This window comes from Idiomarina sp. ST20R2A10, from assembly GCF_051842345.1.
GTDB classification, from domain to species: Bacteria; Pseudomonadota; Gammaproteobacteria; order Enterobacterales; family Alteromonadaceae; genus Idiomarina; species Idiomarina loihiensis.
Genome location: NZ_JBNIEY010000001.1, coordinates 457,788 through 479,561 on the forward strand (window position 1 = coordinate 457,788; position 21,774 = coordinate 479,561).

The following is a 21,774-nucleotide window of genomic DNA, read 5'->3' on the forward strand; positions in this document are numbered from 1 at the left end:
GTACTATAACGAATTTTCTTGCTGATAATAGAGGTTTGCTGCAACTTGTTGCGCTGAATTTAAAATTAGCTGACTTAACGGGTGTTCCGGCTGTGCTAACAATAGTGGTGTATCGCCATCCAGACTCTCGCGCAGCTCACTGTTCAAAGGCCACTGCCCCAATAACGGTAAGTTGTGTTCAGTTGCCATAACCGCCCCCCCGTTTTTGCCAAAAACCGCATCTTCATGCCCACACGACGGGCATTGGTAAAAACTCATGTTTTCCAATATGCCTATGAGCGGAATATTCAGCTTTTCAAACATAGCCACGCCTTTCTCAGCGTCTTTAAGTGCAACGGTTTGAGGTGTGGTTACTACCACCGCGCCAGTTACCGGTAATTTTTGCGCCATGGTCAACTGAATGTCGCCAGTACCCGGCGGCATATCCACAATAAGATAATCAAGCGCTGGCCAGGCCGTGTCTTTGTAAAGCTGCTGCAGAGCGCCACTTGCCATAGGACCGCGCCAAATAGTCGCATCGTTGTCCTCAACCAGGTATCCCAGCGAATGTACCTGCAATCCGTGGCGCTCTAAAGGCATCATTTTATTGTTCTTGGTCAGCTCCATCTCTGAGCCGCCACCGCCAAGCATGGTCGGAATTGATGGCCCGTAAATATCGGCATCCAGCAAGCCAACCTTGGCGCCTAGCTGTGATAAAGCTAGTGCCAGATTCACACTGACAGAGGATTTCCCCACTCCGCCTTTGCCTGAGGAGACGACAATGACATTACCCGTGGTAAGCGGTAATTCCGGCTGTGAGTTCTTCAATTTTTTGATCTGACAATTAAGCTGCCAGTCAAACTCGCCCAGTTCAGAATCCTCTTGTATGGCTTTCAGCAAGGACTCGCCAGCAACAAAAGGCAAATTCAATACCCGTTGCTTACCGGAGCCAGTTACCCAGTTATCGGGTATGCCATTAGGCAATAAGGGGTGAGTAAAATCTTTCATCATCAACCTCGGGGATCTGTGTATCAGCCAAGAGCTATGCTAACATGAGCGGCATAAAACTTTAGGGTTTACATTCGATTAATCAACAAAACGGAAGCAGATTTTCGCATGAGCCAATCCGCACGTAAAATACTGGTTACTAACGCACTGCCTTACGCAAACGGCCCTATCCATATCGGTCACATGTTGGGCTATATTCAGGCCGATATCTGGGTACGCTTTCAGAAGCTGCGCGGTAACGAATGCCACTTCGTCTGTGCTGACGATGCGCATGGCACACCGATTATGCTGAAAGCCCAGCAGCTTGGTATAACGCCTGAACAGATGATTGGCGACATGCAACGCTCGCATGAATCCGATTTTAGTGACTTTTTAGTCGGTTTTGACCACTACTACAGCACGCACAGTGACGAAAACCGTGAGTTGGCTGAGACTATCTACACGCGTCTTGATAAAGCCGGACATATTAAAACCAAAGTCATTGAACAGCTGTATGACCCGCAAAAAGAGATGTTCCTGCCCGATCGCTTCGTTAAAGGCGAGTGTCCGGATTGCGGCGCAGAAGACCAGTACGGCGACAACTGCGATGTTTGTGGTGCAACATACGCACCAACCGACCTGAAAAACCCCAAGTCGGTGGTTTCTGGCGCAGAACCCGAGCTGCGTGAGTCTGAACATTACTTTTTCGACCTGCCTGCATTTGGTGACATGCTAAAAAGCTGGACGCGCTCTGGCTCATTGCAAAATGAAATGGCGAACAAGCTCAACGAATGGTTTGAACAAGGCTTGCAACGGTGGGACATTTCTCGCGACGCGCCCTACTTTGGCTTTAAAATTCCCGGCACCGAAAATAAATACTTCTACGTATGGCTGGATGCGCCTATAGGCTACATGAGCAGTTTTAAAAACTATTGCTCAACCACAGGCAAAGCAGACTGGGACACTTATTGGCAAGCTGACAGCGAAGCCGAGCTTTATCACTTTATTGGCAAGGACATTATCTACTTCCACAGCTTATTCTGGCCTGCCATGTTAAAAGGTGCCGATTTCCGTCAACCAACCAATGTCTGGGCACATGGTTTTATTACGGTTAACGGGACTAAAATGTCCAAATCGAAAGGGACATTCATTAAGGCTCGTACCTACCTTGAGCATCTTGACCCGGAATATCTGCGTTATTACTTTGCAGCCAAACTGACAAGCCGTATTGACGATTTAGATCTGAATCTGACCGACTTCGCACAACGGGTCAATTCAGACCTTGTTGGCAAGGTGATTAATATTGCCAGCCGCTGCGCCGGTTTTATTCAGAAAAAGTTCGATGGAAGACTTTCATCTAACGTAGCTGACTCAGCACTGTTAGAAGACTTTCAGCTGGCCGGTGACAACATCGCTGAGCTTTATGAAAAACGAGAGTTCTCACGTGCCATGCGCGACATTATGGCGTTGGCTGATCGTGCGAACCAGTACATTGCTGATAAAGAACCCTGGCAGTTAATTAAGCAGGAAGGCAGCGAGCAGGAAGTTCATGAAATTTGCTCGTTGGGTATCAATCTATTCCGAGTGTTAATGGTGTATTTAGCGCCAGTTGTACCAAAACTGACCGAAGAAGTGCAGAGCTTCTTAAACGACAACTTCACCTGGGACAGCCACAAAACGGCTTTAACAGACCACCCGATAGATAAATTCAAAGCGCTCATGCAGCGCGTTGAAATGGATGACGTAAACGCCATGATTGACGCATCAAAAGAAGAGCAAGCTTCACAAGCTCCGGCTGTGGAAATCAATGACGAATTGAAGAAAGAACCCATTGCCGATGAAATCAGTTTTGACGATTTTGCTAAAGTTGATTTACGCGTTGCCCGCATAGCAAATGCTGAGCACGTCGAAGGTGCTGATAAGTTATTGAAACTGACATTGGATCTTGGCGGTGAAACTCGTCAGGTATTTGCCGGCATTAAATCAGCTTATGATCCGGAAGCATTGAAAGGTCAATTAACCGTTATGGTTGCGAACTTGGCACCTCGAAAAATGCGCTTTGGTTTATCTGAAGGCATGGTGCTTGCAGCAGGCCCGGGTAAAGATGAAATCTACATTCTGAACCCGCACGATGGCGCCAAACCCGGTATGAGAATAATGTAATCAATCGGGCAACTAGTCCATTGATATAATACGACACCCCAGAATAAAGTCGCCGCTGTTGTCTTCCAGTCTCTGACTGCGAACAACTTCAGCGGTAACTTTCAACGGGGCTATGGAACCAGACGAGCCAATTTCCGCAAATAAGCTATCGCCAATTTCTGCGTTTTCAGGTAATTGCAAAGATAAACCAACCGCACTTAAATCCAGACAAATCCCCTGTAACTGCTGCTCTCCCTTTTCATTTTTAAGAGTAACCTTTACATCCGCATTGACTGCCATTCGCATGAAATTTCGATTTTCCGGGGATTCCAGCATGTTGTCCTCTTATTTGTATATTAAGTGTAAATCTTACTTAAGTTTTAGCACGCCTTAGCCGATAAAAAAACATTATCGGATAACATGGAACCGTCATCATGGTAGAAGCGAAGTTTTCAATTGGTCAACTTATCACACACAGCCTTTACGGTTACCGTGGCGTGATTATTGATGCTGACCCGTGCTTCACGCTATCTGACAGCTGGTACAATAAAATGGCAACCTCTAAACCGGCCAAAGATCAGCCGTGGTACCATATTTTAGTTAACAACTCGTCAATTCAGACTTATGTCAGTGAAAGCAGCTTAGAAGCCGACTTTTCAGAGCAGGCAATTCAACACCCAATGGTTGACCTTTTGTTTTCGGGAAAATCCGCCAGCCAATATAAGCTGTCCGAAAACCTCAACTGAATTTGCCGATGCCCAATGCTATAGTTACCATAGACTAAAATAGCGTAATAAGGGTAAGACAATGGCAGAAGAAACGATTTTCACAAAAATTATTAACCGTGACATCCCTGCGGACATTATCTACGAAGATGACAAAGCGCTTGCGTTTAAAGATATAAATCCACAAGCCCCGTTCCACTGTTTGATCATTCCCAAACAACCTATTGCGACAGCAAACGACATTAATGAAGACAACGCCGGTTTGGTTGGTCACTTGTATGTGGTTGCAGCTAAATTAGCAGCGGAACATAATTTTTCACAAGACGGTTACCGGTTAGTCATGAACTGTAATGAGTATGGTGGCCAGACGGTGTATCACATTCATCTGCACATGCTGGCTGGAAAACAAATGGGCTGGCCACCTTATACTGATAAGAAAAAAGAAGCGTAAAGCAATTAAGGGCGATACCGGGTATCAAGAATTTTATCAACGACCCAGGCATCGTCCCTTTTAATCAGTACCACATCACGGCTGTCCTTCGCTCTTTCACCGTTGTGATAGCCGTCAAAAATGACCGTTACTCGTAAATCTTCCGAATTATTTAAGTAATCGGTAAAAGAGTTGGTTTCCACTTCAATTTCAACGGTTTCAAAATAGCGGCCAAGAACGTACCTCTGAACCGCACTAACCGCACCATAATGATCAATTAAGTCAGCCATACGCTCTGAAGACAGCTGTTTCGCCTGCTCTAAGTCTCCGTCTTTATAAATTGAGTCATAAAAACCCTGGATAACTTCTTCCGGCTGGGCTTGTGCATAATTTATCGGCTCGTCGTCTCCACACGCAGATAACGTCACTACAGCGCAAGCCAAAATCAACAGTTTTATAATTTTCATCGCCTGCTATTCTCCTTTTGCCACACCTTCGCGACGTGGGTCAGCACCGCCAATAAGAGTGCCGTCTGAATCAATGCTAACTCCGTGTAAGCCACTGTTTAAATCAATAACTTTAACGTCATGTCCGCGCTTCTCTAAATCTGCTTTGAGTTCACTTATGTCCCGACCTTTTTCCAGCGAGGTATAATCATTACGGTTAGTTACGTGACCAAGATTGATAGCTTGCTGGACGTTTAGGTTCCAGTCCAGCATGCCAACTAATGTCTGGCTGACATAATTAATAATTCGGCTGCCGCCGGGGGAACCTAACGCGTGCAAAACTTGTTCTCCCTTCTCGTCCAGTACAATAATGGGATCCATTGAACTACGGGGGCGTTTACCCGCCTCAACTCTGTTCGCATACTTTTCTTTGCCATCGCCCGGCGCCAGAGAAAAGTCCGTTAATTGGTTGTTTAACAAGAAACCGCCGGCCATGACTGTTGAGCCGAAACCCATTTCAATACTGGTGGTCATAGACAATACATTACCTTCGGCGTCGACTATTGAAACATGGCTGGTATTTGGCAGTTCATAAGCAATATCCTGCTCATACTCGGGCTGTAACTGAACTCCCGGTTTTGCCTTGCCCATGTCATTTTCGGTAATTTTATCTGCCCGGCTCGACAAGTAAGTTTTGTCCAGCATGGCTTCAACTGGCATCTCTACAAAATCAGGATCCGCAATCCATTGGTTCCTGTCGGCATAAGCCATGCGTGACGCCTGAGTAAACAAATGAACGAATTGTTCTGAATTAGGTTCAAGCTCACCTAACTCAAAGTTTTCCAGCACGCCTAGTGTTTGCAGTGTTGTAATCCCCCCAGAACTTGGAGGTCCCATGCCACAGACTTGATATTGTCGATATGCGCTGCATACTGGTTCGCGCAGTTTGGCTTTGTATTGGCTTAAATCTTTAAGACTTAATGCGCCTGGCTCGATAGGGCTGTTTTGTACCGCATCCACAATCTTTGCTGCCAGTTCCCCCTGATAAAATGCATCAGCCCCCTGCTCAGCAATAAGACTTAAGCTCTTTGCATAGTCAGGGTTCTTGAGAATGGACCCCGCTTTCAATGGCTCTCCGTTAGGGAAAAAGTAGTCGCTGGCTTCAGGCATTTTTTTCACACCAGGGTTAATCTCCATCTCAACCAGCTTGGCCAGTCGCGGAGATACTTCAAAACCCTCTTTTGAAAGTTCAATAGTTTGACTGAAAAGTGACGACCAATCCGCTTTGCCCCAACGTTTATGAGCTAATTCCAGGCCGCGAATGACTCCCGGTGTCCCGACTGAACGGCCACCGACTACGGCGTCAATCCACTTAGGCGCATTACCTTCTTCATCCAGAAACAAAGACTCAGTAGCGTCCATAGGAGCAGTCTCACGCGCATCTATGCTGTATAGTTTATTCTCTTCGTTATCCCAATACAGAATAAACGCACCGCCCCCCGGCCCCGATGACTGAGGTTCAACCAGCCCGAGCATAGCCTGTACAGCAATAGCGGCATCAACTGCAGAACCACCACGTTTTAAAACCTGATAGCCAGCGTCAACAGCGTGCGGGTTTGCTGCAGCCACCATAAAGTTATCGGCAGTTACCGCACTCTTCTCAACAAAGCCAGTTGCGGCTTCCGGTTCACGCGTTTCTTGTTCGGATGCAGGCGTACAGGCAGTTAATACGCTTGCTGCAATTATTGTCGGTAGCCAGAACTTCATAAGGCCTCATTCATATTGGGAGGAATTTCCCCTATCATACGAATCAGAAACCAATGACGCAACGAAAAGGAAAACGAATGGAGAGGTTTAATCAATACTGGGCAGGGCTTGCCCTTGTTCTGATTTTATCCATTTTTTTACAACTGATGCCTCAGTGGCACTCGTTACTGACTTTTAACTCAGAAACAGTTATGGCTGAAGGCTGGCCATTGATTAGCGCCCACTTTATTCATTTAGACTGGTGGCATGCGTTGTTTAACTTCATTGGGCTGGCGCTCATTGTTCTCATTTGGCGTGAATACTGGAGCACTCGGTGGCTAATAAACGCTCTGCTGATAAGCGGTGTTGCAACCTCTCTAATGCTCTGGATTATGCCGGTTAATTTAAGCTTTGTCGGTTTATCTGGTGTGTTACACGGACTGCTTGCTTATTGCTTAATTAAGGACATTCGTGCGGGTAAAAAATGGATGTTGCTTATTCTAATTGCACTTGTGGCAAAGGTCGTTGCCGAGTTACTTGGCTGGCAGCCGGATCACTTTGTTGGCGAGCATGTCAGCTACATTCACGCGGCAGGTTTAGTGAGCTCATTATTGCTTTATAAATTAGAACGGCGCCGCATTAGTGACGCCGTTCCCTTCGATAAGTAAAGTTCGCTTTACTTCAGGTTTTCTTCAAACAACTTAAAAATCCGACGGTATTCGTTCAGCCAACTTTCAGGCTGACGGAAACCGTGCGGTTCCACCGGATAAATTGCCGTTTCCCAGTCTTCTTTCTTCAGCTCAATTAAACGCTGCACAAGGCGAACACTGTCCTGAAAGAACACATTGTCATCAACCATCGGAGAGTTGATAAGCAGCGCATCTTCTAACCCCTCAGCAAAGTAGATAGGGGAACTGCGACGATACGCAATAGCATCGTCCTGCGGCAAATTCAGAATGTTTGAGGTATAACTGGTGTTATAATGTGCCCAGTCAGTCACCGGACGCAAAGCAGAACCAGCCTCAAATAAACCTGGCTCTTTAAACAAGGCCATAAAAGTCAAAAAGCCACCATAAGAACCGCCATAGGTTCCTAACTTGTCGCCATCAACGTTCAAGTCACTTTCTAAGTAAGTAGCAACGTCGACCAGGTCTTCAACTTCCGGCGTTCCCATTTGACGATAAATAGCGGTACGCCAGTCGCGTCCGTAACCTTTTGAACCGCGGTAGTCGAGGTCTGCAACCACATAGCCATTTTTATTCAGTAAGCTGTGGAACATAAACTCGCGGAAATACCCTGACCAGCCCATGTGCGCGTTTTGCAAATAGCCGGCACCGTGAATGAACACAACCGCAGGATATTCTTCGGTTCTGTTTTCATCAAAACCTTCAGGCTTATAGATGCGGGTATAAATAGGCTCATCAACATGAGAAGACTCAACCCCGACCAGTTCCGGCGCAGTCCAGTCAATACTCAGGAACTTCTCCGAAACCGTATGTGTCAGGCGCTTCGCTGTTTGAGATGAGCCTACAGCTTTATGATAAAGCTCAGGTGGCATTAACGGTGTTGAATGAGTCAGCAACAGCTCGTCACTTTCAGGGCTGAGCTCAAATGCGGTCATACCATCAAGGTCAGTCAAAGCTTCCGGTTCGCCGCTACCATGGGTTTTCACCCGGTACACTTCGTAAATACCAGGATGTTCAATGTTCGCCTGAAAATACAGATAGTCTCCGCTACGATTTAAGTCGGCAGACTCGACAACATAATGACCTTTAGTTAACTGGCGCGTACTGCCATCAATGCTCGTCGCATACAACTGTGAATAACCATCAGCCTCGGACATGAACCACAACTCACTGCTGTTTAACCAACCAAACTCGTTGTGAGTGTAATTGATCCATGCATCGTCGTGTAAGCGGTCTTGAGAAATCAGTTTTTTACCGGCAGTATCAACAGTAGCAAGCCAGCGATCTTTGTTATCCCAGGCTTCCAGCATCACCGCAACTTCAGTTCCTTCAGCGTTCCACTGAATAGCACCGTTATCCCAACCCCAGTCGGACATCAGAGTTATTGGGCGCGGCTTCTCTTCAGAGGTGTAGCTTTCGCCTTCTGCCTCAAGATTTTCGCGCTTCACTTCTGCCAAAACATCTTCATTCCAGCCTGGTAACGTGTTGTAGGTTAGCGTCGACTGGCTGCCGTCGCTTAAATTGAGTAAAACCAATTGGTGTTCAACAGGCTTGGCATCAGCAACACGGCGACGCACGTTCTCACTTTTTACGCGGCCGTCTTCACTGATGTAGTTTGGCATAATATCGCCTTCATCACGCCAGCTTTGCGGCTCAGTAATAGCCACCAGCAAAAAGTCGCCTTTTGGTGACAAACTGGCCGACACCAACTCTTTATTTTCAGGTAAGTAGAAAGGCTTAGGCGCTAAGGTTGAGTTTTGCGCATGTAAATTGGAACGCTGAGCAAAACGTTCTTCCGATGCCTTACGCTCTTTTTGCACAAACTGAATTAACTCTTGTTCTTCACGAGCAAGGTAATCCTTCGGTTCTTCGTTTGCCTTAGTTTTTTCTTTAAAAGCTAATGAAGCAACCTGGCGGCTTAACCCCGAGTTCACATCAATAACAAAAAAGTTATTATCTTGTTGGTAGCTCAACTGCCCATTGGTCATAGGCTGCAGATTATGCTGGCGAGCATCGTCACGGGTTAATTGACGGAGACTGCCGTCATTAAAACGAACAAAAATATTGCCTTCAAAGGTATAAGCTAAAAAGCTGTCATCCGCTGCATGCACTTTTTCATCGGCAACGTACTGATGCAGGTTTTCTATAGCCACTTTCTGTGGTTCACCGGCACCATTTTCCAGCATCATTAAGTCACGAATGTCGCTGCCTTCGCGCTTTTGATAAAAAAGAATGTCCTCACCATCCATACTCCAGAAAGCCTGCTCCGGGAAACGTCCCATCCAGTCCGGATCAGCCATAATTTGTTCCATGGTGAGATCGGCGGTTCCCTGCGCACTGGCAAGAGAGTTAGCTTGTAAGGTCGGTGTGTTTTTCTGCGTGTCAGCAGTATTCGTATTCTGAGGAGAGGTTGATGCGCAAGAGGCGACAAACAATGCCGCCCCAATGGCCATCACCAGACGTGACTTCACCATATTATTATTTTCCTTTTTAGGATCCCTGGATTACTGTGCATCCGCTTGATTTTCAGGCCGAGCCTGTTGCACTGCGTCAAGCGCCTGCAAACGTTCATGCACCGCCATTAAAGTTGGATATGCCGTTAAGTCCAAATTAAAGCGTTGTGCATTGTATACCTGAGGTATCAAACAGATATCAGCCAATGTTACCGAATTACCATAGCAATAATCACCTGCATACTCGGTAAGCCGCTGTTCAAATGCGGTAAAACTTCGTTCTACCCAGTTAGCTATCCAGGCTGAGCGTTGTTCGTCACTGCAATTCAGCTCACCGGTTAAGTACTGTAGGACTCGTAAATTTGTAACAGGTTGCAGTTCGCAGGCTAAATCATAAGCCAAGGCTCTGACTCTGGCTTTGTCAGCTGGAGCGGAGGGCAATAAAGGTTTCTTTGGATAACACTCTTCCAGATACTCAATAATGGCTAAGGACTGATTTAATCTAACGTCGCCATCTAAAAAAGTAGGAACCAAACGCGCAGGATTAAGCTTTCGATAAGCCTCACTGTGCTGTTGTCCGCCGTCTTTTACTAAATGCACCGGTTCGTACTCGTACGCCAGTCCTTTGAGGTTTAACGCAATACGAACCCGGTAACTGGCGCTTGAGCGCCAGTAGCCGTAAAGTTTCATCACTTTTCAGGACCTTCGTATTGAACAACTTTTTGGTTAATGGTGCCGAATATTGACTGGCCACCATCATCTTTCATTTCCATTTTGATGGTGTCACCAAATTGCATAAACTGCGTCGCCGGCTTGCCATCACGAATGGTTTCAATCATACGCACTTCGGCAATACAGCTGTAGCCAACACCACCTTCTTCAATAGAGGTTCCGTGGTCAGTTCCCTGTTTATTGGAAACTGTACCCGAGCCAATAATAGCACCAGCCCCTAAATGACGAGTCTTCGCTGCATGAGCAACCAACTGGCCAAAGTCAAAGGTCATATCTTCACCGGCATTAGGTTTACCAAAAGCTTTACCGTTGTACTCTGACAATAGTGGCAAATGCACCTTGTTGGCTTTCCACGCGTCGCCCAGTTCATCTGGTGTTACCGCGACCGGCGAAAAAGCTGAGGATGGTTTACTCTGGAAAAAGCCAAAACCTTTGCCCAGCTCGCCCGGAATAAGCCCGCGCAATGAAACGTCATTAACCAGCATCAATAACTTAATGTGCTGCCCGGCGGTCTTAGCATCAATACCCATTGGAACATCGTCAGTAATAATGGCAATTTCGCCTTCAAAGTCGATGCCCCATTCAGTGCTGCCCATTTCAATATCGTCGTAAGGCGCTAAGAAATCATCAGAACCGCCCTGGTACATTAAAGGATCTTCCCAGAAGCTCGGTGGCATCTCGGCACCACGTGCACGCCGAACTAATTCAACGTGGTTTACATAGGCACTGCCATCAGCCCACTGATACGCACGAGGTAGAGGCGACTCACATAAAGCTTCATCGAACTGGATACTGCCATCCACGTCGCTGTCGTTAAGCTGCTGATAGATTTTTTCGAGCTTAGGTGCAATGCCGTCCCAGTTGTCGAGCAACTCTTGCATGCAAGACGCAATAGCAGGAACCGCTACTGCTGCATTTAAATTCCTGCTGACGACCATTAACTGACCGTCACGAGTACCATTTCTGTATGTGGCGAGTTTCATAAGTTGTTATTTCTCCTGCCAACTGTAGACGTAGTCCGGGTTTTCAACCGCTAAAGCCTCATCACTTGCTTGCAAGGCATCGCGGGTATCAAGCATAACCGCAACTTCGTCTGTGAATTTCTTTTTATGCTCACGCCCGGCTTTAAACGCTTTCGGGTGTGGGCCATGAGTAAATCCTGCCGGATGGAAGGTTACCATACCGCGGTCGATATTATCACGACTGAAAAAGTCACCTTCGTGATAGAACAGCACTTCGTCGTAATCATCATTATTGTGGTAGAAAGGCACCTTCAATGCGCCCGGATCTGACTCGATAGGACGCGGAACAAAAGTGCAGACCACAAAACGATCAGCAACAAAAGTTGTATGCGCTGAAGGCGGCAAATGATAACGATGGCTCATTAACGGCCGGATATCACGCCAATTCAGACGAACCGGAGCTAACTCACCGTGCCAGCCTATCGCATCCAGCGGGTTATAAGGGTAAGTGATAACCGACACCTGCTGATGACGTTTTACATACACCTGCCACTGTTCTTCGCTGTATTGCGCCTGAAACGCCTCATCGATATCCGGTGTATCCAGCACTGCCGGATCGAAAATAGCATGATTACCCACCAGACCTTTTTCCGGCAAGCTATAAGAGCCATTTGTTGCTTCAATCATCAACAACTGCATGGTTTCATCAGGCTCAAGACGCCAGTTAGTAGAGCGGGGAATTAAAAAGTAGTCCCCTTTCACCAGGTGAATATGCCCGTAATCACAATGCAGATGACCACTGCCTTCATGAACAAAGAGCAAGTCATCGCCGTCGGCATTACGCACTAAATAATCCATTTTGCTATGGCAATGCCACAAGCGAAAACGGCAGTTATTATTGTGCAATAAGTCAGGCGTTAACCAGGGGTTTTCCGGAGCTATGGCTTCTAGCTTGTTAAAATCGAAAGCCCGTGGGCGCAGAGGCCCACGCCACTCCGACCAACCGGTCGGAGCATGCTGATGGTGAAAATGCGTGGCCGGACCGAAAAAGCCACTACGACCAGCTTCACGTTCATAAATGGCTTGCTCCGGAAAATCAGCGTGGGCCTGTCGAGATGACTTGCCCACCTGTTTCGGAAAGCTGATCCATTTACGCATCGCTTAACACTCCCCGGCGGATCTGATCTTCTTCAATGCTTTCGAATAGCGCTTTGAAGTTACCTTCGCCGAAACCTTCGTTGCCTTTACGCTGAATGATTTCAAAGAACACCGGACCAATTACGGTTTGAGTAAAGATTTGCAGTAAAATGCCATCTTTCATTGGCGCACCGTCGATTAGAATACGCTGTTCACGTAGTGCGTCTAAATCTTCCTGATGCCCTTCAACGCGGTCATTCACTTTCTCGTAGTAAGTTTCCGGCGTATCCATGAAGTCCATACCAATAGAACGCAGGTCTTTTACGGTTTTGTAGATATTGTCACTGGTTAAAGCAATGTGCTGAATACCCTCGCCTTTGTACTCTTTTAAGTACTCTTCAATTTGCGATTTGTCATCGTGAGATTCGTTAATTGGAATACGGATCTTACCGCAAGGCGCTGTCATAGCGCGGCTTAACAAGCCTGTCAGTTTGCCTTCAATGTCGAAGTAACGAATTTCACGGAAGTTACCAATGCGCTCATAGAAGCCAGCCCAAGTATCCATGTTGCCACGGAATACGTTGTGCGTCAGATGGTCTATTTCAAACAGACCAGCGGCGTGCTCGCTCATTTTCGCTTCCCAGTTTTCATAGAAGTCGAAATGCTGCTTATAAATTTCATGGTTTTCGTAGTTGTCGACAAAATACAACGCACTTTCGCCAATACCAAAAACTGCCGGAACACCTTCAACAACGCCTTTATCAGCAGGAAAAGCTTTGGCACCGTTATCAAGTGAGTGCTTCAATGCATGAGCCGAATCTTCGACACGCCAAGCCATACCACAAACACTTGGACCATGGTCTTTCGCAAACTCTTCAGCCTGCCCGCCCGGTTCAGCGTTAATAATGAAATTAATGTCGTTCTGTTTGTACAACCAGGCCTGCTTGCTCTTGTGCTTAGCCACTTCAGTGAAACCCAGTTTATCGAACAAGTCTTTTAAAGCATCAATGCCTTTCTGGTCCGGAGCGGTATACTCAACGAACTCAAAACCGTCTGTATTTAACGGATTAATCATTTTATCTGTCATGGTTACTTCCTCTTATTATTCGGTTGTTAACACCATGACTGTAGCGGTAGTTGTGGGGAAAAGGCGAATAAGAGGAGAAGATAGCAAATTGCTGAAGTTAACGTTAAAACGTAAAGTTTAATGTACAGGCTGAACACTTGCTCTGGATCAAGGTACAGCCTGTTTAACTTGTAAAGCTTTTGTTACAAGACTACTTTTTTGTCTGTTCTGCTTTACGGGCACGACCACTGCGTTGCTTACCAATGCCATAATCGCGTAATTTATTAGCCACTGCAGTATGGGAAAGCCCTAAGCGTTTTGCCAATTGACGTGTACTGGGGAAGCTAGGATATAAACGGCGTAATACGTGGCTTTCAAAACGGCGTACCGCATCGTCCAGACTCATATCGTCGATATCCAGTGCTAGTTGATCATCTTCCTGATTTAACTCAGGCAAACGGATATCGGCGGGCTCCAGTGTATAACCTTCTATCATTGAAACCGAGCGGAACATGGTGTTTTCCAACTGGCGCACATTACCCGGCCATTGATAACTCTTGAGTCGCTCTTTTGCGGCCCGGCTTAAACTTACCTGACTGCGCCCGAGCTTCTTACAAGCCTGAGTAACAAAATGCTCTGCCAACAACAAAATATCGCTTTTGCGTTCACGCAGTGGCGGGACATTCAGTGCCAAAACGTTAAGCCGATAATACAAGTCTTCGCGAAATTCGCCGTTTTCAACGAGTTCGTATAGGTTACCCTGAGCAGTGCAAATAACTCGCACGTCTACGCTCACTTCCTGCTCTTCGCCAATGCGGCGAAACACACCGTCTTCTAAAAAGCGTAATAATTTTGCCTGCAGGCCAATAGACATTTCACTGACTGAGTCCAGTAATACTGTGCCCCCGGCAGATTGTTCCAGGACTCCGGTTTTACGAGTGCTCTGGCTGCTTATACTGCCTTCACCATGACCAAAAAGTTCGCTCTCAGCAACATTGTCTGGTAATGCCGCACAATTTATTGCCAGAAAGGGTTTGTCCTGACGCTGGCTGGCTAAATGACAGGCTTTTGCCAACAGCTCTTTACCGACACCCGTTTCACCTTCAATTAACAGCGGCGCGTCAAGCTCTGCCATACGCTGCGCATCTTTAATAACGCGTTTCATAGTGCTGTTATCGGTCAGCAGGCGCTCAAAGGCTTTTTCATTGTCCTGACTCTGCCAGGTTGCTGTTACGGGCTCTGACTTACAAGTCATTACCGCGCCGGCAAACGCCGTACTGCCTTCTTCGTCGTTAACCCAGATAGGCAATAATTGAGCGTAGTACTCTGAATTGCCTATGGTCACGGCCTCGTAAATAGGGTCACGGGGCTTTTTATCCAGCCAGCGTTGTAGCGAGATGCCATGCACATACTGCATAAGCGGCTCACCTTTAAGGCTGTCTTCCTGACCCGCTAATAAACGTAAGCCGGCGTCATTGATAATGTCGATATGACCTTTGCTATCAATAGAAAGAACCGGGTCCGGCAAGGTACTTAACAGCAAACTAAATTCATAATGCTCGCGTTCAAACGGCATGTAAGGAATGGTTTTTACGTCAATAATATTGGGAATGCGACGAATCTGAGGCATCAAATGCCGAAAGTCATCGAAGGCTAATTCAGGAAAATTTAGGAAGATTTTTCCTTTAGGATCGACTTCAATGCCACGTAAATCAATTTCGTGGTCTCGCAAAATTTGCAGAACATCCTGACAGATACCCAGACGGTCATCACAAGTTATCTCAAGTCGCATAAACCCTACTGCATTGAACTAAATGTAAAGCAAATAATACACTATTGTTCCCGCTTAAAAAACAAAAACCCCGGCCAATAGACCGGGGTTCCATGCAGTTCATCGACAAAGCTGGCTAAGCGTCAAGTACACTGTCGGTTTTTGCAGCCATAATAAAGTCATTTTTATGCAAACCGTTAATGGCGTGAGTCCACCAGGTAACCGTTACTTTGCCCCATTCAGTCACCAGCTCAGGGTGATGTTTTTCTTCCTCAGCAAGGTCACCTACTCGGTTAGTAAAAGCCAGCGCCTGCTTAAAGTTTTTAAACTTAAATTCGCGCTGCAACATCATAACGTTGTCGTTTGTCACCGGCGTCCAGTCAGGTATCTCACGCATCAGCTCTTTCAGCTCTTCATCGCTGACTTGTGGCGCGTCTGCATGACACGCTTCACAACGTGCATTTTCCAAGTTTGACATTTTTTAATACTCCTTTGCCTTAAGCTGCATCTTTTGGTGGAAATTTTGGCTCAAACAACCCTAGCTCCATAGCTTCATGAACCAGCGACATGATATCCATATCGGATATCTTAAACAGCTCGTCCACACTCTCTATGGTGTAGTAGATAGGTTGAATAATATCAATTCGGTACGGTGTACGTAGCGCATCTAACGCTTTCAGTGGTTTGCGCTCTGGCGTATCGCTGTTAACGGCGTATTCCGTTTCAGCCGGAGACGATAAAATACCGCCACCATAAATTCGGATACCCTCTTCGGTTTTCAATAACCCGAACTCTACAGTAAACCAGTACAGGCGAGCCAGATAGACCCGTTCTTTGGGTGTGGCTGCATAACCCAATTTACCGTATTGGTGAGTAAAATGCGCAAACGCCGGGTTGGTTAATAGCGGGCAGTGTCCGAATATTTCGTGAAAAATATCAGGTTCCTGCAAGTAATCAAACTCTTCCCGTGTGCGAATAAAGGTTGCTACCGGAAACTGCTTGTTTGCCAGTAGGCGAAAAAACTCGTCAAATGGAATTAACGCTGGAACTGCTGCAACTTGCCAGCCTGTCTCTCTCTCCAGCACATTATTAATTTCATGCATTTGTGGCAAGCGATCCTTCGGCAAGTCGAGTAACTCCAGTCCCTTCATATACTCATCGCAAGCTTTACCCGGTATGCATTCCAACTGACGTTCGACCAAATCCTTCCAGACCTGATTTTCTTCGTCACTCCACTGAATAATACCGTTTTCATCCGGTTGCCTTGATACGTATTGACTTTGTTTACCCATAATTCAGCCTTGTTGCTTCCTCATTAATGTTTGATCGTTTTTGTTATTATTAGTTCATCTTTCGCAGAATTACGCGGACTTCTGCCACTGCACACGGCAGGCCTCCAGCGCCTGTTCAAGATCCGCAATAATATCGTCTGCTGCTTCTAAGCCTACCGCAATTCGGATCAATGTATCCGAAATCCCCGCCTTAAGACGAGCCTCCGGCGTATACGGGGAATGCGTCATTGACGCCGGGTGCTGAATGAGAGTTTCAGCATCGCCCAGACTCACTGCCAGAGCTATCATCCGCAATTGATTCAGAAAGTAACGTGCTTTCGCTTCATCGCCTTCCAGTTCAAAAGCAATAACCGCCCCGTTACGGCTCATCTGTTTACCCATTAAAGCTTGTGCCTCGTGGTCAGGAGCTCCGGGGTAGTAAATCTTTTTTATATCCTGCCGCGCGGCCAGAAAATCGTAAACCGCATCGGCGTTTTCACAGTGGCGCTGCATGCGCACATCCAGGGTTTTCAGACCACGCAGTATAAGCCAGGCGTCATGTGGACTGATGGTGGCGCCCATATCCTTTAAGGTTGTACTTTTAATGGTGTTAATATCGTCGTCACTGCCACAAATAATGCCGGCGACCACGTCACCATGACCATTGAGGAACTTAGTTGCACTGTGCACAACAATATCGGCACCATGTCGTTTGGGCTGCTGCATCAGTGGCGTCATAAAGGTATTATCCACCACCAGACGAATATCTGAGTCAGCAATTACCGCATGAACTTTTTCGATATCAACCACTTTCAGGTGCGGGTTAGCCGGGGTTTCCAGAAAAACTAAGCGGGTATTCTCACGCAGGGTTTCTTTCAACAGGCCTTCGTTGTTTAAATCAATAAAGTCGGCTTCGACGCCGAAGCGCTCAAACAACTCACTGAACAATGCAAAACTGCAACCGTAAATGGCATCTGATACCACAATATGATCACCGCTGCGCACAAAAGCCATAGTAGCAGCCGCAATAGCACCCATCCCGGTCGCTGCCGCAGCAGCAGCTTCATAACCTTCAAGCGACGCCATCCGGCGCTCCAGTTCTGCTGTTGTCGGGTTACCTAAACGGCTGTAAATATAGCCTTCTTCCTCGCCGGCAAAGCGGCGAGTGCCCTGCTCCGCAGAAGAAAACCGAAAAGTCGAGGTCTGATAAAGTGGCGCGGTTAACGCGCCATGAGGGTCATCATGCGCGGCTCCGGCATGAATTACCTGAGTCGCTGGCTGCCATTTATTATTATGTGGTTTTAAATCAGAAGACATGCGTTTTGGCTCGTTTGTCAGAAATTTGTTAACGAGCAACAGAGTGCAACGAGCTTACCTTAGTTGGCAATCTTTGCGCTGTGTCAAACCTATAAACAACTGTAACGCTAGTTTTCCACTTTCTGCTCAGATGTGGCTGTAGCCTTTGCCTGACGCGATTTATAAATAAAAGGTAAAACGCTCTTTAGCTGGCTTAGTAAGTCTTTTTGCAGTTTTAAATAGCCCGGCTTTTTAACCTTCTCGAACGGCATGGGTCGACATAATTCAATCACTTGGTAGCCCAGCCTGGCGGTGAGCAAACCAGCCCCTAAACCCTGTCCGGCCCGGGTTGATAAACGCGTTAATAGCTCGGCGCTAACCCACTGAGCACCTAAATCAACCGCAACTTCGCTTAGCCCTGCGTAAACAATATTGGCAAACACCTGACGCCATAAGCGAACTCTGGCCCAATACCCCAGTTTTACGCCGTACAACTCGGCAATACGCGATATCATGCGCTGGTTACGCCACATAACGATAAGCATATCCAACAAGGCGAAGGGGCTCACTGCCACCATGGCGGCGGCTTCTGCCGACCAGCGACTTGTAATACGGGTAGCCTGCTGGTCTATACGGCTTAAGACGTCCACTTCAAAACGTTCGCGTTCTTCATCCGCAGACCAATACGGTTGTTTGATTTGCTGCCAGCGATGTTTTAAATCCGGATGTTGCAGAAGCTGTAACTGTTGCTCCGGTTTGGGATCTTCAGACTGTCTTTTCCAGCGCCGTTTCAACTTTTGCAGCAACCAGATTTCACGCACCATAAAGCTCAATAATGCCAACGCAATAACACCAAAACCAACCGCCCACAAACTGCCTAAAAATATGTTTTGTTGAAAACGCTCAATAACCATCAACACCGATTCGATAACAGCGGCCGATAAAGCAACCACTAAACCCAGTGCCAGCCACTTACCCCAGCGACCAGGCTTGGAGTTCGCAGCGGCTTGTGCGGCTCCCGATTCATGTCCGGCTTGTTCAGGAATATTATCGATATTAGAAACTTCAACTGCCGGTTCATCCACCGAATAGTAAGTTAATTTGCGCGGATCACTCATTTGAGTTTATCTCCCAGAACGTATTCAAGTAGCTGATCCAGCCGGATATGCGGCAGAGGTGAATTCTGCGCGGTGAAGCCGGGATAAAATTGCGGATAAATATAGCCTTGTTGCCAGTCCGCAGCCGTTGGTATGGCATCTGGTACCTCTGGTGCACCAACCCGGACAAACTCACGGTTTTCATTAATACCGTCCAGAACTGTCGTGCCGTTACTTAATTTCTTAATTTGACTGGTGGCAATGCCCGCAACGCTAAATACCTGGTGCGGTATTTGATCAAACTGCAGCTCCTGACGCTGCTTCTGCGTCATAACACGCAGTAAATCCGTCAGTTTTTGATGATCTTGTGGGGCAATGCTGTCGGCTTTTGTCGCAACCAGCGCGACTTTATCAATAACCGGCGACATCAATCGTTTAAGCAAACTGTTATTGCCATACGAAAAGCTCTTCATCAGTTCATTTATTGCCAACTGCAATTCCGCAAAATGATGCTCACCATTCTGCAACGCCTGCAGGACATCAACTAACACAACCTGCCGATTAAAGTGCTTAAAGTATTTTTGATAAAACGGAGTCACCACATGCTGTTGATAGTAGCGGTATTTCTCGCGCAAACGTTTCGCCCAGGCATCGGGTACTGGTTGTGACAACGGCCAGGGGAAAAACTCCAGCGCCGGAGCTCCCTCAAGCTCTCCGGGTAACACCATTCTTCCGGGTTGCAACAATAATAATTTTTGCTCCCGGCACTGACGTAAAAAAGTGCGATAACCCGATGCCAGTTCACGTATCTGCTGCTCAGCTTTATCCTCTGACGCGGCGTTTGCGGCCGTCTGGACCTTAATCAACCAGCTATCGGCCAGTTGATGTCGTAACTCAGCTTTCAGTAAGCGCTGCTGTTGCTGACTCCACTCGTCATAGCTCAGTTTTAATAACGGCAAATCCAGCAGCCATTCGCCCGGATAATCAATTAAATCCAGGGTTAAGCGACGAGTGTCGAGCACTCGCCCGGCTAAGCCTCGATGCGGCTTATATTTTATTTCGACACGTATTTCACTCACATCGCGTGTCGACTGCGGCCACCGGGGCACATCTCCGGTTAAACAGTCTATTGCCCCTTCGTAGTCAAAACGCGAGACTTGCCAGTTACTACTGGTGTGCAAACGACAACCATTAAGACGCTGTTGTTGCTTCACTTTAAAATAAGGCAATTGCTGGGTTTCGTTCGCATATAAAAGCTGCTCAAGTAAACCGGTGATTAACGCGGTTTTTCCCGCTCCACTTAACCCCGTTACAGCCAGGCGTATATGACGATCAAACCCGCGATGAATAACGTCGCGGGTTTGGTGTTGTAGCTTTTGAAAACGGCTCACAGACGATTAAATTCTCGTTGAAGATTATAGTGATTTGAGGTTACGTACTTTTCCATTGATTGCAACTGTTGCTCCAGTTCATCAAACTCTCGCTTTATGTCGCGAAAAGCTTCACGCGGCGGTTCTCCGCCCTGCCAGACCTTAGTCTTTACATCAACATTATGACGCTCAGTATTCGGTAGCTTTTTATCCAGAATTAACCAACCGGCGATATAAAGTACAAAGAAAGAGCCGTTAGTAAAAATCACTCCAGTAACAAAGGCCACTCGTATTAGCCAGGGTTCCAGATTCAGGTAATCTGCAATACCAGCACAAACACCTGCAATTTTTCCTCGCTCTGAGTCACGACGCAGTTCTCGTTTGGGTCTTCTCTCGCTCATTGTCTGTCCCTCCAGCCCGGAGCGTCAGCATCCAGAATACGTTCCAGTGTCTGTACACGCTCACGGATGCGTTTTGCCTGATTCGCCAGTAACGCTAAAGATTCCCTTTCTTCCTCGTTCAATCCCTGATTCATTTGTCGTTTACTGCGGTAATGAAGGATGATCCAGATAGGCGCGACTATAATGACAAACAAAATAATCGGCGCCATCAACATCCCTAGTATTGCTTCAATATCCATTTTTTTAAGCCTGTTTTAAGAGTCTTGTTTGGTTTTTGAGCTCATACGAGCACGCAATGCTTCCAGCTCGTCATTCACTTTACTCTCGTTTTCCAGCTCTGCAAATTCGTCACGTAATGTCCGTTTACCCATATCATAAGATTCAACCTGGGCTTCCAAATCATCGATTTTGGCTTCGTAGCGGTCAAACCGCTGCATCGCGTCATCTACTTTGCCACTATCGACCTGTTGCTTAACCTGCAAGCGACTGCTGGCCGCCTTCTGACGCATCAGAATAGCTTTTTGGCGAGACTTCGCATCGGCCAGTTTTTCCTGAAGTTGACCAATTTCGTCGTTTAGCTTGTCCAGGTTTTCATTAACGCGATCCATTTCCTGCTGCAACGAGTCAACGCCCTGCTGCGCTTTTTGCTTTTCAATTAATGCCTGGCGCGCTAAATCGTCACGCTCTTTGGTTAACGCCAGCTCAGCTTTTTTCTCCCAGTCCTGAACTTCGTTTTCCATCCGTTGCTGCTGGCGCTGAATGTCCTTTTTTTCAGCCAGCAGGCGCGCTGACGTAGAGCGTACTTCAACTAACGTATCTTCCATTTCCTGAATAATCAGGCGTACCATTTTTTGCGGATCTTCGGCTTTATCCAATAAAGAATTGATATTGGAGTTCACGATATCGCTAAAACGTGAAAAAATACCCATAATAATGACCTCATACTGGTTTAATAAACAACTCGATGATTTATTATTCAAGTATCAGGCCAACTTTTATTTATGCCATAACAACTTGTTTTATAAATACTTTTTATAGTTTATGTGAATTACACCCTTGCGGGAGTTCGTAAAATAA

At 46.7% G+C, this 21,774-nt stretch carries 22 protein-coding genes; 4 read left to right on the forward strand and 18 right to left on the reverse strand.

The window, feature by feature from the left end; translation table 11 throughout:
- Positions 1–3: 3 nt before the first annotated feature.
- Positions 4–990 carry an iron-sulfur cluster carrier protein ApbC gene (apbC, locus tag ACP7H9_RS02230; RefSeq protein ID WP_439222143.1) on the reverse strand — a complete coding sequence of 329 codons (987 nt, stop codon included), beginning with the start codon at positions 988–990 and terminating at the stop codon, positions 4–6.
- Between the two features lie 105 nt (positions 991–1,095).
- Between apbC and metG the strand changes: the two genes are divergently transcribed.
- Positions 1,096–3,129, forward strand: coding sequence for a methionine--tRNA ligase (gene metG, locus ACP7H9_RS02235; RefSeq protein ID WP_114981383.1), 2,034 nt, complete (start codon positions 1,096–1,098; stop codon positions 3,127–3,129).
- Positions 3,130–3,141: 12 nt separating this feature from the next.
- Here metG and ACP7H9_RS02240 read toward each other — a convergent pair whose 3' ends face one another.
- Positions 3,142–3,444, reverse strand: a complete 303-nt coding sequence (locus ACP7H9_RS02240; RefSeq protein WP_011233964.1) for a PilZ domain-containing protein — start codon at positions 3,442–3,444, stop codon at positions 3,142–3,144.
- A gap of 98 nt (positions 3,445–3,542) precedes the next feature.
- Here ACP7H9_RS02240 and hspQ point away from each other — a divergent pair, with 98 nt between their 5' ends.
- Together hspQ and ACP7H9_RS02250 are read left to right on the forward strand one after the other, a co-directional pair.
- Complete coding sequence (gene hspQ / locus ACP7H9_RS02245) at positions 3,543–3,854, forward strand: heat shock protein HspQ (RefSeq protein ID WP_011233965.1); 312 nt, start codon at positions 3,543–3,545, stop codon at positions 3,852–3,854.
- 61 nt (positions 3,855–3,915) lie between these two features.
- Positions 3,916–4,284 (forward strand): histidine triad nucleotide-binding protein, encoded by a 369-nt coding sequence (locus ACP7H9_RS02250; RefSeq protein WP_011233966.1) that lies wholly within the window; start codon positions 3,916–3,918, stop codon positions 4,282–4,284.
- A gap of 5 nt (positions 4,285–4,289) precedes the next feature.
- Here the strand turns inward: ACP7H9_RS02250 and ACP7H9_RS02255 are convergent, their stop codons facing one another.
- Entirely contained in the window at positions 4,290–4,730 is a 441-nt protein-coding gene (locus ACP7H9_RS02255) for a hypothetical protein (protein WP_114981384.1), read from the reverse strand.
- A 6-nt stretch (positions 4,731–4,736) separates the two neighbouring features.
- Positions 4,737–6,476 (reverse strand): gamma-glutamyltransferase, encoded by a 1,740-nt coding sequence (gene ggt, locus ACP7H9_RS02260; protein WP_110014022.1) that lies wholly within the window; start codon positions 6,474–6,476, stop codon positions 4,737–4,739.
- Between the two features lie 77 nt (positions 6,477–6,553).
- On the opposite strand from ggt, the gene rrtA reads away from it, so the two are divergent.
- On the forward strand, positions 6,554–7,123 hold the full coding sequence (gene rrtA, locus ACP7H9_RS02265; protein ID WP_110014023.1) for a rhombosortase: 570 nt from the start codon (positions 6,554–6,556) through the stop codon (positions 7,121–7,123).
- Between the two features lie 8 nt (positions 7,124–7,131).
- Here rrtA and ACP7H9_RS02270 read toward each other — a convergent pair whose 3' ends face one another.
- The 14 genes from ACP7H9_RS02270 to pspA form a co-directional block, all read right to left on the reverse strand.
- Complete coding sequence (locus ACP7H9_RS02270) at positions 7,132–9,615, reverse strand: prolyl oligopeptidase family serine peptidase (RefSeq protein ID WP_439222144.1); 2,484 nt, start codon at positions 9,613–9,615, stop codon at positions 7,132–7,134.
- Positions 9,616–9,645: 30 nt separating this feature from the next.
- Positions 9,646–10,284, reverse strand: coding sequence for a maleylacetoacetate isomerase (maiA, locus tag ACP7H9_RS02275; RefSeq protein ID WP_110014025.1), 639 nt, complete (start codon positions 10,282–10,284; stop codon positions 9,646–9,648).
- Positions 10,284–11,309 (reverse strand): fumarylacetoacetate hydrolase family protein, encoded by a 1,026-nt coding sequence (locus tag ACP7H9_RS02280; protein WP_114981386.1) that lies wholly within the window; start codon positions 11,307–11,309, stop codon positions 10,284–10,286. Before ACP7H9_RS02280 ends, maiA begins: the two co-directional genes overlap by 1 nt.
- A 6-nt stretch (positions 11,310–11,315) precedes the next feature.
- Entirely contained in the window at positions 11,316–12,446 is a 1,131-nt protein-coding gene (locus tag ACP7H9_RS02285; RefSeq protein WP_011233973.1) for a homogentisate 1,2-dioxygenase, read from the reverse strand.
- Positions 12,439–13,512, reverse strand: coding sequence for a 4-hydroxyphenylpyruvate dioxygenase (gene hppD, locus ACP7H9_RS02290; protein WP_110014026.1), 1,074 nt, complete (start codon positions 13,510–13,512; stop codon positions 12,439–12,441). Before hppD ends, ACP7H9_RS02285 begins: the two co-directional genes overlap by 8 nt.
- Positions 13,513–13,702: 190 nt before the next feature.
- A complete protein-coding gene (tyrR, locus tag ACP7H9_RS02295; RefSeq protein WP_439222145.1) occupies positions 13,703–15,283 on the reverse strand; it encodes a transcriptional regulator TyrR in 1,581 nt (526 codons plus the stop codon).
- 115 nt (positions 15,284–15,398) lie between these two features.
- Positions 15,399–15,740 (reverse strand): 4a-hydroxytetrahydrobiopterin dehydratase, encoded by a 342-nt coding sequence (locus ACP7H9_RS02300; RefSeq protein ID WP_034820683.1) that lies wholly within the window; start codon positions 15,738–15,740, stop codon positions 15,399–15,401.
- 19 nt (positions 15,741–15,759) lie between these two features.
- On the reverse strand, positions 15,760–16,554 hold the full coding sequence (phhA, locus tag ACP7H9_RS02305) for a phenylalanine 4-monooxygenase (protein WP_011233977.1): 795 nt from the start codon (positions 16,552–16,554) through the stop codon (positions 15,760–15,762).
- A gap of 69 nt (positions 16,555–16,623) precedes the next feature.
- The gene (locus ACP7H9_RS02310) at positions 16,624–17,850 is read right to left on the reverse strand and encodes a trans-sulfuration enzyme family protein (RefSeq protein WP_011233978.1); all 1,227 of its coding nucleotides are present in this window, start codon (positions 17,848–17,850) and stop codon (positions 16,624–16,626) included.
- Between the two features lie 107 nt (positions 17,851–17,957).
- The gene (locus tag ACP7H9_RS02315; protein ID WP_439222146.1) at positions 17,958–18,947 is read right to left on the reverse strand and encodes a YcjF family protein; all 990 of its coding nucleotides are present in this window, start codon (positions 18,945–18,947) and stop codon (positions 17,958–17,960) included.
- Entirely contained in the window at positions 18,944–20,317 is a 1,374-nt protein-coding gene (locus ACP7H9_RS02320) for a YcjX family protein (protein WP_114981387.1), read from the reverse strand. Before ACP7H9_RS02320 ends, ACP7H9_RS02315 begins: the two co-directional genes overlap by 4 nt.
- Entirely contained in the window at positions 20,314–20,697 is a 384-nt protein-coding gene (gene pspC, locus ACP7H9_RS02325) for an envelope stress response membrane protein PspC (RefSeq protein WP_034820668.1), read from the reverse strand. Before pspC ends, ACP7H9_RS02320 begins: the two co-directional genes overlap by 4 nt.
- Positions 20,694–20,936 (reverse strand): envelope stress response membrane protein PspB, encoded by a 243-nt coding sequence (gene pspB / locus ACP7H9_RS02330; RefSeq protein ID WP_011233982.1) that lies wholly within the window; start codon positions 20,934–20,936, stop codon positions 20,694–20,696. The genes pspC and pspB overlap by 4 nt, the downstream gene beginning before the upstream one ends.
- Before the next feature lie 15 nt (positions 20,937–20,951).
- Positions 20,952–21,626 (reverse strand): phage shock protein PspA, encoded by a 675-nt coding sequence (gene pspA / locus ACP7H9_RS02335; RefSeq protein ID WP_034820665.1) that lies wholly within the window; start codon positions 21,624–21,626, stop codon positions 20,952–20,954.
- Positions 21,627–21,774: the final 148 nt, after the last annotated feature.

Excerpts from the sequence above, each read along its gene's own strand:
- apbC (WP_439222143.1), bottom strand. The coding sequence starts at position 990 with ATGATGAAAGATTTTACTCACCCCTTATTGCCTAATGGCATACCCGAT.
- metG (WP_114981383.1), top strand. The coding sequence starts at position 1,096 with ATGAGCCAATCCGCACGTAAAATACTGGTTACTAACGCACTGCCTTAC.
- ACP7H9_RS02240 (WP_011233964.1), bottom strand. The coding sequence starts at position 3,444 with ATGCTGGAATCCCCGGAAAATCGAAATTTCATGCGAATGGCAGTCAAT.
- hspQ (WP_011233965.1), top strand. The coding sequence starts at position 3,543 with ATGGTAGAAGCGAAGTTTTCAATTGGTCAACTTATCACACACAGCCTT.
- ACP7H9_RS02250 (WP_011233966.1), top strand. The coding sequence starts at position 3,916 with ATGGCAGAAGAAACGATTTTCACAAAAATTATTAACCGTGACATCCCT.
- ACP7H9_RS02255 (WP_114981384.1), bottom strand. The coding sequence starts at position 4,730 with ATGAAAATTATAAAACTGTTGATTTTGGCTTGCGCTGTAGTGACGTTA.
- ggt (WP_110014022.1), bottom strand. The coding sequence starts at position 6,476 with ATGAAGTTCTGGCTACCGACAATAATTGCAGCAAGCGTATTAACTGCC.
- rrtA (WP_110014023.1), top strand. The coding sequence starts at position 6,554 with ATGGAGAGGTTTAATCAATACTGGGCAGGGCTTGCCCTTGTTCTGATT.
- ACP7H9_RS02270 (WP_439222144.1), bottom strand. The coding sequence starts at position 9,615 with ATGGTGAAGTCACGTCTGGTGATGGCCATTGGGGCGGCATTGTTTGTC.
- maiA (WP_110014025.1), bottom strand. The coding sequence starts at position 10,284 with ATGAAACTTTACGGCTACTGGCGCTCAAGCGCCAGTTACCGGGTTCGT.
- ACP7H9_RS02280 (WP_114981386.1), bottom strand. The coding sequence starts at position 11,309 with ATGAAACTCGCCACATACAGAAATGGTACTCGTGACGGTCAGTTAATG.
- ACP7H9_RS02285 (WP_011233973.1), bottom strand. The coding sequence starts at position 12,446 with ATGCGTAAATGGATCAGCTTTCCGAAACAGGTGGGCAAGTCATCTCGA.
- hppD (WP_110014026.1), bottom strand. The coding sequence starts at position 13,512 with ATGACAGATAAAATGATTAATCCGTTAAATACAGACGGTTTTGAGTTC.
- tyrR (WP_439222145.1), bottom strand. The coding sequence starts at position 15,283 with ATGCGACTTGAGATAACTTGTGATGACCGTCTGGGTATCTGTCAGGAT.
- ACP7H9_RS02300 (WP_034820683.1), bottom strand. The coding sequence starts at position 15,740 with ATGTCAAACTTGGAAAATGCACGTTGTGAAGCGTGTCATGCAGACGCG.
- phhA (WP_011233977.1), bottom strand. The coding sequence starts at position 16,554 with ATGGGTAAACAAAGTCAATACGTATCAAGGCAACCGGATGAAAACGGT.
- ACP7H9_RS02310 (WP_011233978.1), bottom strand. The coding sequence starts at position 17,850 with ATGTCTTCTGATTTAAAACCACATAATAATAAATGGCAGCCAGCGACT.
- ACP7H9_RS02315 (WP_439222146.1), bottom strand. The coding sequence starts at position 18,947 with ATGAGTGATCCGCGCAAATTAACTTACTATTCGGTGGATGAACCGGCA.
- pspC (WP_034820668.1), bottom strand. The coding sequence starts at position 20,697 with ATGAGCGAGAGAAGACCCAAACGAGAACTGCGTCGTGACTCAGAGCGA.
- pspB (WP_011233982.1), bottom strand. The coding sequence starts at position 20,936 with ATGGATATTGAAGCAATACTAGGGATGTTGATGGCGCCGATTATTTTG.
- pspA (WP_034820665.1), bottom strand. The coding sequence starts at position 21,626 with ATGGGTATTTTTTCACGTTTTAGCGATATCGTGAACTCCAATATCAAT.